Annotated in this window: 9 protein-coding genes; 6 read left to right on the forward strand and 3 right to left on the reverse strand. The window is 67.3% G+C overall.

The features are described 5' to 3' along the window. Positions 1-117: 117 nt before the first annotated feature. From ACFVWG_RS19935 to ACFVWG_RS19945, 3 genes are read left to right on the forward strand one after another with little or no spacing between them, the layout of a single operon-like run. Positions 118-1,047 (forward strand): ABC transporter ATP-binding protein, encoded by a 930-nt coding sequence (locus ACFVWG_RS19935; RefSeq protein WP_391544806.1) that lies wholly within the window; start codon positions 118-120, stop codon positions 1,045-1,047. Continuing rightward, positions 1,044-2,387: an ABC transporter permease gene (locus ACFVWG_RS19940; RefSeq protein ID WP_391544807.1), complete on the forward strand. Its 1,344-nt coding sequence runs from the start codon at positions 1,044-1,046 to the stop codon at positions 2,385-2,387. The genes ACFVWG_RS19935 and ACFVWG_RS19940 overlap by 4 nt, the downstream gene beginning before the upstream one ends. A 3-nt stretch (positions 2,388-2,390) precedes the next feature. After that, positions 2,391-5,120, forward strand: coding sequence for a phosphoesterase (locus tag ACFVWG_RS19945; protein WP_391544808.1), 2,730 nt, complete (start codon positions 2,391-2,393; stop codon positions 5,118-5,120). 30 nt (positions 5,121-5,150) lie between these two features. Here the strand turns inward: ACFVWG_RS19945 and ACFVWG_RS19950 are convergent, their stop codons facing one another. Then, positions 5,151-5,828: a response regulator transcription factor gene (locus ACFVWG_RS19950; RefSeq protein WP_391544809.1), complete on the reverse strand. Its 678-nt coding sequence runs from the start codon at positions 5,826-5,828 to the stop codon at positions 5,151-5,153. A 323-nt stretch (positions 5,829-6,151) separates the two neighbouring features. Here ACFVWG_RS19950 and ACFVWG_RS19955 point away from each other — a divergent pair, with 323 nt between their 5' ends. Continuing rightward, entirely contained in the window at positions 6,152-6,979 is an 828-nt protein-coding gene (locus ACFVWG_RS19955) for an undecaprenyl-diphosphate phosphatase (protein WP_391545092.1), read from the forward strand. Here ACFVWG_RS19955 and ACFVWG_RS19960 read toward each other — a convergent pair whose 3' ends face one another. After that, positions 6,980-8,215, reverse strand: a complete 1,236-nt coding sequence (locus tag ACFVWG_RS19960) for a hypothetical protein (RefSeq protein WP_391544810.1) — start codon at positions 8,213-8,215, stop codon at positions 6,980-6,982. A 63-nt stretch (positions 8,216-8,278) separates the two neighbouring features. After that, entirely contained in the window at positions 8,279-9,652 is a 1,374-nt protein-coding gene (locus ACFVWG_RS19965; protein WP_391544811.1) for a condensation domain-containing protein, read from the reverse strand. Positions 9,653-10,026: 374 nt separating this feature from the next. Between ACFVWG_RS19965 and ACFVWG_RS19970 the strand changes: the two genes are divergently transcribed. Both ACFVWG_RS19970 and fusA read left to right on the forward strand, forming a co-directional pair. Next, on the forward strand, positions 10,027-11,595 hold the full coding sequence (locus ACFVWG_RS19970; protein ID WP_391544812.1) for a cellulose binding domain-containing protein: 1,569 nt from the start codon (positions 10,027-10,029) through the stop codon (positions 11,593-11,595). Positions 11,596-12,229: 634 nt separating this feature from the next. Further along, positions 12,230-14,278 (forward strand): elongation factor G, encoded by a 2,049-nt coding sequence (gene fusA / locus ACFVWG_RS19975; RefSeq protein ID WP_391544813.1) that lies wholly within the window; start codon positions 12,230-12,232, stop codon positions 14,276-14,278. Positions 14,279-14,302 lie beyond the last annotated feature (24 nt).

A 14,302-nucleotide genomic window follows, 5' to 3' on the forward strand; every position in this document is an offset into this window, starting at 1 on the left:
CGGGTTTACAACTGTTCACCTTCGAGTCATTGACTGGGCGGTGACCGCGCGGACAATTGGTGACAACGTTGCCCAGGTTGTCCGCCACAATGTTCCGGCCCCCACGGAGTGTTCTTGATGAAGTCTGCGTCGCCCCGCGCTGTCCGAGCCCGGGGGATCGTCAAGTGCTTCGGTGAGGTCGTGGCGCTCGACGGGGTCGAGCTGGAGGTGGAGCCGGGCCGGATTCACGGGCTGGCCGGACCGAACGGTGCGGGGAAGACGACGTTGCTCGGGCTTCTGCTCGGGCTGGCGGTGGCCGACAGCGGGACGCTCGAAATCTTCGGTACGCCGGTCGGCCGGGCGCTCGCCGCTCCCGATGGAGTTACCGGGTTCGTCGACGGGCCCGGGCTCTACCCGTCGCTGACGGCGCGGAAGAATCTCGCCGCGCTGGCCGCCCTGCGTGGGCGTGATGCGCGGTCAGCAGGGATCGATGAGGCGCTCGCAGAGGTCGGGCTGACTGACGTCGCCGATGACCGGGTCCGCGGCTTCTCGCTCGGTATGCGGCAACGGCTCGGGCTGGCGGCCGCCATGTTGACCAAACCACGACTCCTTGTCCTGGATGAGCCGTCCAACGGACTCGACCCAGCGGGCAAGCGGCACGTCCACGGAGTCCTGTCGCGACTCGCAGCCGACGGTACGGCGGTGGTGGTGTCGAGCCACCGGATGGACGACCTCGAGGAGCTGTGTTCCGAGGTCACCATCCTCTCGACCGGGCGAGTCGTCTTCTCCGGTCCCTTGACCAAGTTGGCGGCCGAGACCGGTGAGCTCGACTACCGGCTCGTCACCTCCGATGCCGAGGCCGCCCGCCAGGTCGCTGCGGGAACCCCTGGAATCACGGTCGCGGACGAGACCACCTGGCTGGTGGTGCGGGCGGGAGTGCCGGCCCTCGACGAACTGGTGGTCCGGCTCGTCGGTGCGGGTGTCGCCATCCGTGAGCTCGCGCCGGTGGTGTCGCCGCTCGAGGCTGCGTTCCTCGCCATCACCGACCAGCAGGAGCCGAACCGATGACCGCGATCGCCGAGGCCGCCGTACCGGCAGCCAGTCGAGTTTCCGTCGGGCGGGCCTACCGCTTCGAGCTGGTCAAGCTGATGTCGCAATGGCGAGTCCGTCTGCTGGTCCTTGCCTGCTGGATCGCGCCGGCCGTTTTCGTAGCGGCGGTGAGTCAGCAGGGCTCGCTCCCGGCCGACACATTGTTCGGTCGCTGGATGCATGCCACCGCTTGGGCCGGACCGCTGGTCGTGCTCGGATTCTCCGGGATCTGGGCGCTGCCGTTGCTGACCTCGGTCGTGGCCGGTGATGTGTTCGCCGCCGAGGACCGCCTCGGGACGTGGCGGCACCTGCTCGTCGCCGTCCGGTCGCCGCGGCGGATCTTCGCCGCGAAGTCGCTGGCCGGCCTGACCGTCATCCTGCTGCTGGTAGCCGGATTGGTTGCCTCTAGCATCGTCGGCGGACTCGTTGCAGTCGGCAACCAGCCGTTGATCGGCCTGGATGGGGCTCTGCTGAGCCCGGCGGATGCGGCCGGGCGAGTCCTGCTCGCGTGGGTCTGCGTGCTCGCCCCGACGCTGGCGCTGGCTGCCATCGGGTTGCTCGGATCGATCGCGCTTGGCCGATCACCAACAGGTCTGCTGGTACCGGCGATCGTCGCGCTCGCCATGCAACTCGCTCAGCAGTTGCCGATCCCGGTCGACGTCCGCCTCGCGCTGCCGGGCTACGCGTTCATCTCCTGGAACGGTCTCTTCGCCACCCCGGCACAGGTCGGACCACTGTTGATCGGTATCGCCGTCAGCCTGGCGTGGGCCGTGGTCGCGACTGCCGCGGCGTACCGGCTGTTCCTGCGTCGCGACTTCACCAACCTGATCGATGACGGTTCAGCGCGCCGAGCGATCCTCGGCGGCGTCGTACCGCTCCTCGTCCTGGGCGGTCTGACGACCGGGGTGCTCGCCGCGGCAGGCGCGACCGGTTCCGGTATCACTCAGGACAAGGTGCAGCAGTCGGTCGCCACCGGCTTCGCGCATCTGTATCGCCTGCAGACCAAAGAATTGAATCGCCCCGACGTCACCGAAGCACAACTGCAGACGACAGCAGCCTGTACCAAGGGCGGTGGTCAGCGTGCCGCGGAAGGGCCGGGCAACGACTGGCGCTGCGTCGTCACCTGGCACCTCCCCGGCATCGACGCCGCCGGAACCGCCATCTACCAGCTCGACCTCACACCGAACGGGCGGTACGTCGCCGATGGCGACGGGCCGAAGGAAGTCAACGGCTACTTCCTGGTGCAGACGCCCGCCGGTGACCAGCCGAATCCGCTCTGGCAGTTCGACGGTTCGGTCGAACTCCTCTCGAAGGGATAAGCCATGCAGGTGACACGCCGCAGGCGCTCAAAGGCGCGGACCGGGCGCCGGATCTCACGCTTCACAGCCGGTATGACGGCGGTCGCGCTCGCGGCCGCGGGCTCGAGCCTCGCCGTCGCGAAGACCGACATGTTCGGTCACGACCAGGTCGGTCAGACCACGGACAAGGGTCTGGTCGTGTCCAGCGATCAGTACCTGAAGCCGCTCGGCGAACGCCTCGTCATCAACAACGGCAAGATCATGTCGTCCTCGGTCAGTCCGGACGGCACGCACCTGGCGGCCTCGATCACCGACGGCGGGCTGGCGCTGGCGATCGTCGACCTGAAGGGCTGGAAGGTTCAGCAGACCATCGGCAACAACGCCGCCGCCAACCTGCGCATCCCGGGGAATGACATCGGCCAGGAAGGGCCGACGTACTCGCCCGATGGATCACAGTTGTGGCTGGGACAGACGGACGGCTATCGCCGGTTCACGGTGAACGCGGACGGCAGCCTCAGCAATCCGACGTTCGTGGCGATCCCGGCCGACGGGGCCAAGCATGCGCTGGCCGCCGAGCCGGTGTTCTCGGCCGACGGCGCGACCGCGTACGCCGCCGTCAACGGTCAGAACCGCGTGGTGGCGATCGACACCGCATCCGGCGCGATCCGGCAGAGCTGGGCAGTCGGCAACGCGCCCCGCGATCTGGTGCTAGTCTGCGACAAACTCTATGTCAGTAACGAAGGTGGTCGGCCGGCCAAGCCGGGGGAGAGCACGCTCAACTCCTACAACACTCAGGTCCCGGCCAGTTCGTTCACCGGCGCCACCACCACCGGAACGGTCAGCGTGATCAACGTGGCCGCGGCGAACGCCGTACCGGCAAGCATCCGGGTCGGCCTGCACCCGACGGCGCTGTACGCGAAGAACGGCGCGGTGTTCGTCACCAACACGGCGACGAACGACGTCTCGGTCATCGACACGCGCAAGGACAAGGTCGTGCAGACCATCGCGACGCAGCCGTGGCCGGAAGCATCGGTCGGGTACGAACCCGACGCGGTCACGCTGACCGATGACGGGCATCTGCTGGTAACGCTGGGTCGGGCCAACGCGGTCGCGGTCTACAAGTACCGAACCGCGCAGGAGCCGGTCAGCTACCTTGGCCTGATTCCGACCGACTACTTCCCGGCCGAGATCACCACGGTCGGCAACGACGTACTGGTCTCGAACACGCGGGGCATCGACGCCCGCCGTCCGACGGCGGCGGCCGGGCACGGCACCCACGACACGACCTCGAGCCTGCAGCGGTTCAAGCTGCCGGACGACCACGCGATCCGCAAGCTGACGTCGCAGGTCTTCCAGCAGAACGGCTGGACGAAGGGTTCGGTCCTGACTGGCCGCGGTCACCAGAAGCCGGTGCCCGTGCCGAGCCGGCTCGGTGAGCCGTCGACGATCAAGCACGTCTTCCTGATCGTCAAGGAGAACCGGACCTACGACCAGCTGTACGGCGACATTCCGCAGGGCAACGGTGATCCCGCGCTGGCGCAGTACGGCGAGAACGTGACGCCCAACCAGCACGCGCTGGCCCAGCAGTTCGGGCTCTACGACAACACCTACGACATCGGCACGAACTCCGCCGAGGGGCACAACTGGCTGATGCAGGCCGACAACCCGGAGTACACGGAGTCGTCGGCCGGTGAGTACCTGCGCAGCTACGACACCGAGGACGATGCCCTCGGCCACCAGCAGAGCGGCTTCATCTGGACCGGCGCGCAGGCGGCGGGCAAGTCGGTCAGGAACTTCGGTGAGTTCCTGTCGATCGAGCAGAAGCCGGCCGGCGCGACCTGGCAGGACTACTACTGCGACACGAAGAACATGGTCGCGACCGGCGCGGACACGCAGTACCCGATCAAGGTCGGTTCGGCGATCCCGTCGCTGAACAACGTGTCCGTGCAGGGCTTCCCGCAGTTCGATACCAGCGTCCCGGACATCTACAAGACCGAGATCTGGAAGCGTGACTTCGAGAAGTTCGGTCCGGCCAACCTGAACATGTTCTGGCTGTCCAACGACCACACCGGCGGCCCGCCGAACGGCGCCGCCCAGGTCGCCGACAACGACCTCGCGGTCGGCAAGATGGTCGACACGATCTCGCACAGCAAGTACTGGAAGGACTCGGCGATCTTCGTCGTCGAGGACGACTCCCAGGCCGGCCTCGACCACATCGACGGGCACCGGGCGCCGATCCAGATCATCAGCCCGTACGCGCAGCACGCCGCGGTCGACAGCCGGTACTACACGCAGATCACGATGATCCGGACCATCGAGCAGATCCTCGGCATCCACCCGATGAACCAGAAGGACAGCGCCGCCAGCCCGATGACGACGGCGTTCACGGCCAAGCCGGACTACACCCCGTACGCCGCTCTGCCGAACCGCACGTCGTTGACCGCCGGACTGAAGACCCTGCCGCCGTGTGGTGCGGACGTTCCCGCCGCGCAGAACCCGGCGGCCGCGCCCGCGCCGACGGCGACCGTCCCGGCCGACCAGCAGGCTCTCGCGGCCCAATGGGAGACCTGGAAGTCACAGCAACGGCTGACCGGTCCCGACGCCCGGGCCGACTTCGCCAACCCCGCGCAGATGAACCACTTCGACTGGTACCAGGCGCACGAATGGTCGAAGCCCTACCCCGGCGAGGACAAGCTCTACGCCCCCGCCGACGTCCCCGGCGCCGCCATCCCAGCCCCGGAATCCGACGGCTGACCTCTGAGTACGGCGAGCGCGGTGGCGATGTCATCCACCGTGCTCGTCGAGGCGGTAGCCCATGCCGCGAACGGTTTCCAGGGCTTGCCGCCCGAAGGGTGCGTCGAGCTTCAGGCGGAGGTACCGGATATAGACCTCGACCACGTTGTCGTCGCCGTCGAAGGCAGGGTCCCAGACGTTCTGCAGGATGTCGGCCTTGCTGACGACGTCGCCGCGGTGGCGCATCAGGTACTCGAGCAGACCGTACTCGCGGGGTGTCAGCACGATGGCCTGTCCGGCCCGTTCCACGCGTTTGCGGGCGGGGTCGAGGACCAGGTCGCCGGCTGTCAGTACGACGGGGCGCTCCGGACCGCCGCGCCGGATCAACGCGCGCAGCCGGGCGACCAGGATCAGGAAGCTGAACGGCTTGGTCAGGTAGTCGTCGGCACCGAGGTCGAACGCGTCGGTCTGGTCGTACTCGCCGTCCTTGGCGGTCAGCATCAGGACCGGGGTCCAGACGCCGCGGGCCCGGAGTTGTTCGAGGACCTTATAGCCGCTGACCTTGGGCAGCATGATGTCGAGGACGATGACGTCGTAGGTGTGCTCGGTGGCCGCCCAGAGGGCGTCTTCGCCGTTGTGCACCATCTCGACCACGAATCCGGCGTCACTGAGGCCGCGGCGTACCGTCTCGGCCAGCCGGACTTCGTCCTCCACGATCAGCACCCGCATACAGCCAGTGTCGTCGCTGCCCGCTGAGAATCGGCTGAGTGACGCGGTCGATCAGTCCATCGGCAGCGTGACGGTCGCAGTGGTGCCGCCCTGAGCGCGGCGACGAGGGCCATCGCGACGGGGACTGCCGCCGCAGTGGACCGGCTGCGCACGCTGGATCTGCGCAACCGGCCGACGACCGTTCGCAGTACTGACACCGGACACCGCCCTTCCTGATCCGAGACTAGTCGGTGACGTCCTCTCAGCTGATGCTCAGCGGGCGTTGATTACGGTCGCGCCGGACAGCCGTACCGGAAGCTTGGAGAGAGCAGTTGACACACCTCGTGACGATCTGGGACTCGATCATCCTCGGCATCGTCGAAGGACTGACCGAGTTCCTGCCGGTCAGCAGCACCGGCCATCTGACCATCGCGTCGAAGTTGCTGGGGCTGCGGATCGACGACCCGTCGGTCACCGGCTACACGGCGGTGATCCAGGTCGGTGCGATCGCGGCGGTTGTTCTCTACTTCTGGGGTGACATCCGGCGGATCGTGGTGGCCTGGGTACGCGGGCTCGCGGACTCTGGCCGGCGGGAGGAGTTCGACTACCGGATGGGCTGGTACGTGATCGTCGGCTCGGTGCCGATCGGCATCGTCGGATTCCTTGCCAAAGGCATCATCTCGGGTCCGCTGCGCAGTCTGTGGTGGGTGGCCGGCGCGTTGATCGGGTGGTCGGTCGTCATGGTCGCGGCCGAGCGGTTGAGCCGGAAGACCCGTCCGCTGACCGCGATCACGATGCCGGATGCGGTGGTGATGGGACTCGTGCAGTGCATCGCGCTGATCCCCGGAGTGTCCCGCTCCGGTGCGACGATCTCGGCGGGCCTGTTCCGCGGTCTCGACCGGGTGGCAGCGACCCGGATCGCCTTCCTGCTCGGCATCCCCGCTTTGGCCGGGGCCGGTGTGTACGAGCTGAAGGACGCCCTGCACGGCGGCGTCGGCGCGGGCGCGCTGATCGTCGGCACAGTCGTGAGCTTCATCGTGGCTTACGCCTCCGTTGCCTGGTTGCTCCGCTTCGTCACGAAACACTCGATCGAGGTCTTCGCCCTCTACCGCGTCCTACTCGGCATGGCTCTGCTCATCCTCCTGACGGCCGGCACGATCAGCGCGACCTGATCACCCGAGGGTCTTGAGCAGGGCTTGTACGGCGGTCTTCTCGGCGGCGGGATCCTTGTTGTCGCGGACCGCGGTGAACAGGCCGTCGTTCTGGCCGTCGATGAAGTCCCAGGCGGTGCCGTCGAGCGGTTGGAGCTTGTCCTGGTCGTCGTCCCAGGCTTTCTCGTAGGCGTCGACTGCGCTGTTCAGTGCGGGCTGGTCGTTCTTCGCGAGGTCGTCGTTCATCCCTTTCACCAGCGTGCGGAACTGGGCGATGTCGGTCGCAGGGAAGTGGGCAACAGCCTCGGCCGGGCTCAGATGGACATTGGTTGCCGGGCCCTCCTTTTCCGCGGCGGCGTTGGCGTGCGGTTGGGCCGACGCCCAGTTCAGGAGTACGGCGGTTGCGATCGTGGCGGCGGCCATGACGCCGATCAGCGGCCACTCGCGGTGGCGGCGGTGGTACTTGGCCACCTGGTCGTCGTACTGGTGCTCGTCGATGACGTCGGACTTGGTGAAGGTCAGATAGACGACGGTCGCCAGGATCGCGCTCAGGAAGATGACACTCGTGGCCAAGGTGCCGAGGCCGAGTCCTCGGTCGGGCACCGTTGGCGCGGCGAGCCAGTCGCCGAGGTTGGCGCCGAGCGGGCGGGTCAGGATGTAGACGAGCCAGAAGGTCAGGACCGGGTTCGCACCGAGTCGCCAGCACGCGGTGACGATCGCGATCAGGGCGAGGGGGAGGAGCACCGAGACACCGGGGCTCCAGCCGGTGAGCTCAAGCGTCCAGTCGCCGGACGCCGTACCGAGTGCGAAGGTGACGAGCACGGCGAGCCAGTAGAAGGCTTCGCGGGGGCGGGTGACGATGCTGTGGATCGACAGGGTGCGTTCGCGGACCCACCAGATGCCGAAGACGACCGCGAGCGCGACGGCGAAGACCGTCGTACTGATCCACAGCGGTACGCCGAGCTGGTCGGTGAGGATGTCGGTGTAGAGCGTGCCGGTCACGCTGACGACCACGACGGTGAGCCAGTACGCGGCCGGGCGGTAGCGACGGGTCCTGACCTGCCAGGCCAGGACCGCGGCGAAGGCGACGGTGAAGATGACAGCGGTGGCGACGAGGCCGACACCGAGCTGCATGTTGATCCAGTCGGCGAAGCTCTCGCCGACGGTTGTGCAGAGAATCTTGATCAGCCAGAACCAGATGGTGACTTCAGGCACCTTGTTCAGCAACATCCGTGGTGGCGCGGTAGTTGTGGTCATGCGGGCCAGACTCGCGCCACCACGCTGAGTGCACGCTGAGAACCGGGCGGCTCTACATCGCGTTCAGCCTGCTGCGAGCATCAGGTCGCGGAGGCGCTCGACGTACAGGCTCATGCTCTTGTAGGCCGCGTCGGTGTCGGGGTAGCGGCAGGCGAACTGCAGGCCTTCGTGGACCCGGCTGATCCACACGCACACCTGGTCGCCGTACGAGACCCTGATGAGGCCGTAGGCCTTGAGCTCCTGCCACCGCTCCGATCCCGCGACGCTGCGGCCGTCGGCGAACGAGACGATCGAGTACAGGTCGGGGGAGGTGGGACGGAAGTCGGTGCCCAGTAGCTGGAGCACGCGGGCGACGGGCACTCGCGACATCGGCCGGTTCCGGCGAAGCTCCTTGCGGACCGAGTCGAGCGCGCCGTCGAAGTCTGTTGCCTCGGAGACCGAAATCTCGAGCGGCGCACCACCGACATACCAACCGACCGATTCGGACCACTCCGACTTGACCCTGGTGTGGAACGGGGCGACGGTGCGATAGACCTCTTGGCCGGTGAGGTCGCGCACGATGAGGGCAGTGGCTGCGAGCACTCCGACCAGACTGCCGCCGTACGGGCGACAGCGGTTCTCGAAGGCTGCCGCGTCGGCGTCGTCGACGAGCATCTCCTGGAGGAACTTCTGGGTGGGCAGTGGGCCTTCGGGATCGAGACCGAGGTCGAGGGGGAAGTTCGGGAGCTTCCCGTCGCAGTTCGCCACGAACTCGCGCCAGCGATCGACGATCGGATCGTTCACCTCGACCTGATCGGCCTTCGTGCGTTCGACGGCGCTGAAGTCGACGTAGCTGGCGACCGGCACGGCGTCCTCGGTGCGGCCGTCGAGGCCCGCTGTGTAGAGCTCGTGGATCTCGGTGGGGATGCGATAGATCGAGTAGGCGTCCACGTTGCTGTGGTCGAACGCCAGGTAGACGCTCGTGCTGTCGTCCCGGACGACGGCCGTGTAGATGAAGTTCGGCCAGCTCAGCGCGTCCGCCGCGACGTCGAACCGGTCTTGCATGTACTGCGTCAGCACCTCGGCGTCGGGAAAGTTGCCGACGTCCTGCCGGTGCAGCTGCAGGGAAGCTGCCTCCAGCGTGAAGCGCCGCATCTCGCCGTCGACCGAGCGGAAACCGCTGCGCATCGTCTCGTGGCGCAGCGTCCAGAGGCGAAGCGCTTCCTGCAGTACGTCGAGATCGACCGGCCCCGGGATATCGAACGCGGTGCCCAGCCAGGTCGGCACGAACAGGCCGCCGTCGCGCACCGAACGCGCGGTCTGCACGTGGGACTCCTGCACGTAGCTCGGTGGGCGGGAATCCTCAGGTAGGCCGGTCGCGGCCTCGATGGTGGACGGATGAACAGTCCACTCCACGAGATGGCCGGGCCGGACCTCACAACGCTGGATATCAGTCATTCGCATAGATGTACTCCGGTTCGCAGGGCGTCGAAACGCGAGCAGGGCAAGGGAAAGTAGCCGCCGGACACCAGGGGATGGGGGAACCCGTTCAGCGCCGGTCGAACGTCGACAACTGTCGAGGGGAACGCGGACGCGGGTCAAGCGAAAACGACAATTACCTACGCTGATCTAACCCGGCGGAGTTCCGCACTACTTGCCCAAGGCCCCCAAGGGCCGCGCCTCGTCGGCGGCGATGAGCTTGCCGCAGGCAAGCGAAAGTATCGCCGTCGGGCAGCTCGGCCGGCCCGGGCCGGCCTGCGCGAGCTCTTGACTGGAAACCTTATTTAGAGAACATTGCTTGTTAATATTTGAACAGTTGCCCGGAGGCACCCATGATCCGCCCCAGATCACGTGTTCTGCTCACTGTCCTCGCCCTCCTGCTCGCTCCGTTCGTTGTCGCGCCTTCGGCGACAGCGGCCGGCTCGGTCACGGCGGCGTATGCCCTGACCGGTGAGTGGGACGGCAACTTCCAAGCCGCCTACACGATCACCAACGGCACCGCGGCCACCATCAGCAGCTGGCGGGTCGAGTTCGATCTCGCGACCGGAACGGATATCACCAGCTCCTGGGACTCCGTCATCAGCCGCAGCGGGAATCATGTCGTCGCCAACAACGCGAGCTGGAACGCTCCGCTAGCGGCCGGTCAATCTGCGACCTTCGGGTTCATCGCCCACGGTCCCGCCCGGCCGGCGAACTGCCGGGTCAACGGCGGCCTCTGCGCCGGCGGGGCGGGCGACACCAGCGCGCCGACCGCGCCCGGCAACGCCCGCGTCACCGCGACCAGCACCAGCACGGTCTCGCTGGCCTGGAACGCATCCACCGACAACGTCGGAGTCACCGGGTACGACGTCTACTCCGGCGGCGCCGTGCTGATCACCACGGACGGAACCACCGGCACGGTCGGCGGGCTCAGCCCGGGTACGGCGTACACGTTCACTGTGAAGGCGCATGATGCCGCCGGGAACTCGTCGCCGGCCTCCAACACGGTCAGCGCGACGACCGTGTCCGGCCCGGCTGGATCGCTGGTACCAGTTGCGCCGTACGTCGATAGGGGTGCTTGGCCGACGCCTTCGCTCACGGCGATGGCCACCGCAGGCAATCTGCGGTCCTTCACGCTCGGCTTTGTCACCGGGAGCGGCGGCTGCAAGGCGAGCTGGTTCGGCGCTTACGATCCCCGGACGGCCTGGGGCAAGGACCAGATCGACGCGATCCGGGCTCGCGGTGGTGACGTGAAGATCTCCTTCGGCGGCGCCGCTGGTAGCGAACTCGCTCAGGTCTGCTCGTCCGCCCAGGCGACCGCGGCCGAGTACCAGGCAGTCGTCGACGCCTACCAGTTGCGCTACCTGGACGTGGACATCGAAGGCGGCGCGGTTGCCGATCCGGCATCGATCGCCCGGCGCTCCCAAGCGCTCGCCATCCTGCAGAGCAACCGGCCCGCACTGAAGATCTCGCTGACGCTGCCGGTCCTGCCCGAGGGCCTCGACGCGAACGGGTTCGCGGTCCTCAAGTCCGCTCGTGACAACGGCATCAACCTCGACCTGGTCAACATCATGGCGATGGACTACAACCGATCCTCCGGCAACTACGGAGACTTCGCCGTACAGGCCGCGCAGAGCACCTTCAACCAGATCAAGTCACTCTGGCCGGCTCTCACCGATGCCCAGGCCTGGCTCAAGGTCGGCGTCACGCCGATGCTCGGGAAGAACGACGACGGCGGTACCTTCAACCAGACCCACTCCACCCAGCTGGTGAACTTCGCCCGCACCAAACACCTCGGCATGCTCTCGTTCTGGGAGATGACCCGCGACCGCAACGCCTGCAACGGCTCGCTCGTCAACTGCACCAACGTCCCGCAAACGCCGTACCAGTTCAGTCAGATCTTCGCCGCCTACACCGGCTGATCCGCGTTAACGTCCGAAGGACCGGAGGGCCCGTCTCCGGTCCTTCGGACGTTAACTGGTTTGGCGCGTGGCGTGGCGGCTGCGGTCGACGGCGCACGTGATGCCACGGGTGGTGGCGTGAGACATCTTGCGGCGGCTGGAGACCTGCTACCCGTGATCCCCGGCCCCGGTTTCCTGTCTCCAGCCGCCAGTGGTGGCGTGAGACAGGGGCGCGGAAACGGGCCGAGACCAATCCGGTTTGGGGAGGATCCCGGACTGATTCGGGGGGTGAATCCTCCCCACAGTGGTGTGCCGGGGGAGCGCGCACTCCCCGAACCGGTTTGGGGAGGATCCCGCCCATCGCCTGCAGCGTTGAAAATCCGGTGGTGGGGCGTGAGCGGCCGCCGTACCCTGGGATCGAACTGAGCGCCGCCGATGGCGCATCGACGAGTGAGGGGAGCCCGGCCGTGCGTTACCGCATCGCTGCGAGTGCTCCCCGGTCACGGTACGACGTGATCCTGGTGTCTTCGGGTGTTGGGTGCCGACTGCGCGGTCGGCACCTGTCCGCGACGAACTGACCCAGCCTGTCCTGCAGGCTGCTGTTCGTCGCCGAATCGCGTTGTCCTTTTCCGGATCATCCGAAAGGCCATCGGCCATGCGTACCAACCTTGACCACCGACACCACAAACACCCGCTGTCCGGCCTGCGCAACGTCGGCATCCTCGCCCATGTCGACGCGGGCAAGACCACTGTCACCGAACGGATCCTGTACCTGACCGGCACCACGCACAAACGCGGCGAGGTGCACGACGGTACGACGGTCACCGACTTCGACCCGCAGGAACGCGATCGTGGGATCACGATCTTCGCCGCGGCCGTGAGCTGCGACTGGGACGGGCACTCGATCAACCTGATCGACACCCCGGGCCATGTCGACTTCTCCGACGAGGTGGAGCGTTCGCTGCGGGTGCTCGATGGTGCCGTCGCGCTGTTCGACGCCGTCGCCGGTGTCGAGCCGCAGAGCGAGTCGGTCTGGCGGCAGGCGGACCGGCACGGGGTGCCGCGGATCGCGTTCGTCAACAAGATGGACCGGCCCGGCGCTGACCTCGGCGCAGCGGTGGACTCGCTTCGCGAGCGGTTGCACGTGACCCCGCTGGTGGTGCAGATGCCGATCGGAGAGGAAGCCGAGTTCAGTGGAGTGATCGATCTGCTCACGATGCGCGCGTACGTCTGGAATGACGGGCTGGTGGAGAGTCCGGTGCCCGATGCCCTTGTGGAACAAGCGATGCAACGTCGCCGGTTGCTCGAGGAGACGGTCGCCGAGCTGCACCCCGTCGTACTGGATGAGTTCTACGCGCAGTCAACGGTGTCGGCGGAGACGCTGGCTGCCGCACTGCGGGATCTGACCCTGTCCGGTACCGGCGTGGTGGTGCTGTGCGGATCGGCGTACCGCAACCGCGGTATTGAGCCGCTGCTGGATGCCGTCGTCGCCTATCTGCCTTCACCGGCGGAGGTGCCGGCAGTGCGCGGTACGGCGGACGGTGTGGTGGAGGAGCGAGTGGCCGATCCGAAGGCGCCGTTCGCGGCGTTGGTGTTCAAGGTGAACTCGACCGCCAGCGGGCGGCTGACGTATCTGCGGGTGTATTCGGGAACGATTCGGAAGGGAGAAACGGTGATGGACGCGGGCGTGGGACGCACTGAGCGGATCAGCCGGATCCTGCGTGTGCAGGCCGACCAGCACGCTGAGGTCCAGCAAGCTGTCGCCGGTGACATCGTTGCGGTCGTCGGGCCGAAGTTGGCCCAAAGCGGCGCAACCCTGTGCGCACCGGCTGCACCGTTGGTTCTCGAACCGCCGGTCGTGACCGACCCGGTCGTCTCCGTGGCAGTCGAGGCTCGCAAGAGCACCGACACCGACAGGCTCGCGTCGGCACTGACTCGACTGGTCGAGGAAGACCCTTCGCTCACGGTCCGGACCGATTCCGAGACCGGTCAGACGCTGCTGTCGGGCATGGGCGAGCTGCATCTCGAGGTCGCGGTGGAGAAGATCCGTCGTGCTCACGGGCTGGAGATCGGAGTCGGCCGGCCGCAGGTCACCTACCGCGAGACGGTCGCGCGTGGGGTGTCCGGGCTGGTGTACCGGCACGTCAAGCAGGACGGCGGAGCCGGTCAGTTCGCCCAGATCACCCTCGACGTCGAACCGCTGGAGGACACTGATGACGACTTCGCGTTCCGCTCGGTCGTCATTGGTGGCCGGGTGCCGCAGGAGTATGTCCGCGCAGTCGAGGCAGGCTGCCGGGATGCTCTGGCCGAGGGTCCCCTCGGCGGGCACCGGGTGACCGGTGTACGGGTCACGCTGACGGATGGGGCGACCCATCCGAAGGACTCCTCGGAGCTGGCCTTCCGTACGGCGGGCCGGCTGGGGCTCCGGGATGCCTTGCGTGCCAGCGCGATGGTGCTCCTGGAACCGGTCGCCGAGGTCACGGCGACCGTGCCTGAGGACGCCATGGGCGGCGTGCTCGGCGACCTGGCGGCACGGCGCGGCCGGATCTCGGGTTCGACCGCACGGCCGGGCACGATGGTGATCGTCGCCACCGTTCCGCTGGCCGAACTGTTCGGGTACGCAACCCAGTTGCGCAGCCGCACCCAAGGCCGCGGAACCTTCACCACCCGTCCCACCGGCTACGTCCCCGCCCCATCCGGCTAGAGCCAGTGAGCAGACCCCGCCCCC

It is taken from the genome of Kribbella sp. NPDC058245, assembly GCF_042882005.1.
Classification (GTDB): domain Bacteria; phylum Actinomycetota; class Actinomycetes; order Propionibacteriales; family Kribbellaceae; genus Kribbella.

What these genes read in the sequence shown, in the direction of transcription:
- ACFVWG_RS19935 (WP_391544806.1), top strand. Translation starts at nt 118, where the DNA reads ATGAAGTCTGCGTCGCCCCGCGCTGTCCGAGCCCGGGGGATCGTCAAG.
- ACFVWG_RS19940 (WP_391544807.1), top strand. Translation starts at nt 1,044, where the DNA reads ATGACCGCGATCGCCGAGGCCGCCGTACCGGCAGCCAGTCGAGTTTCC.
- ACFVWG_RS19945 (WP_391544808.1), top strand. Translation starts at nt 2,391, where the DNA reads ATGCAGGTGACACGCCGCAGGCGCTCAAAGGCGCGGACCGGGCGCCGG.
- ACFVWG_RS19965 (WP_391544811.1), bottom strand. Translation starts at nt 9,652, where the DNA reads ATGACTGATATCCAGCGTTGTGAGGTCCGGCCCGGCCATCTCGTGGAG.
- ACFVWG_RS19960 (WP_391544810.1), bottom strand. Translation starts at nt 8,215, where the DNA reads ATGACCACAACTACCGCGCCACCACGGATGTTGCTGAACAAGGTGCCT.
- fusA (WP_391544813.1), top strand. Translation starts at nt 12,230, where the DNA reads ATGCGTACCAACCTTGACCACCGACACCACAAACACCCGCTGTCCGGC.
- ACFVWG_RS19950 (WP_391544809.1), bottom strand. Translation starts at nt 5,828, where the DNA reads ATGCGGGTGCTGATCGTGGAGGACGAAGTCCGGCTGGCCGAGACGGTA.
- ACFVWG_RS19970 (WP_391544812.1), top strand. Translation starts at nt 10,027, where the DNA reads ATGATCCGCCCCAGATCACGTGTTCTGCTCACTGTCCTCGCCCTCCTG.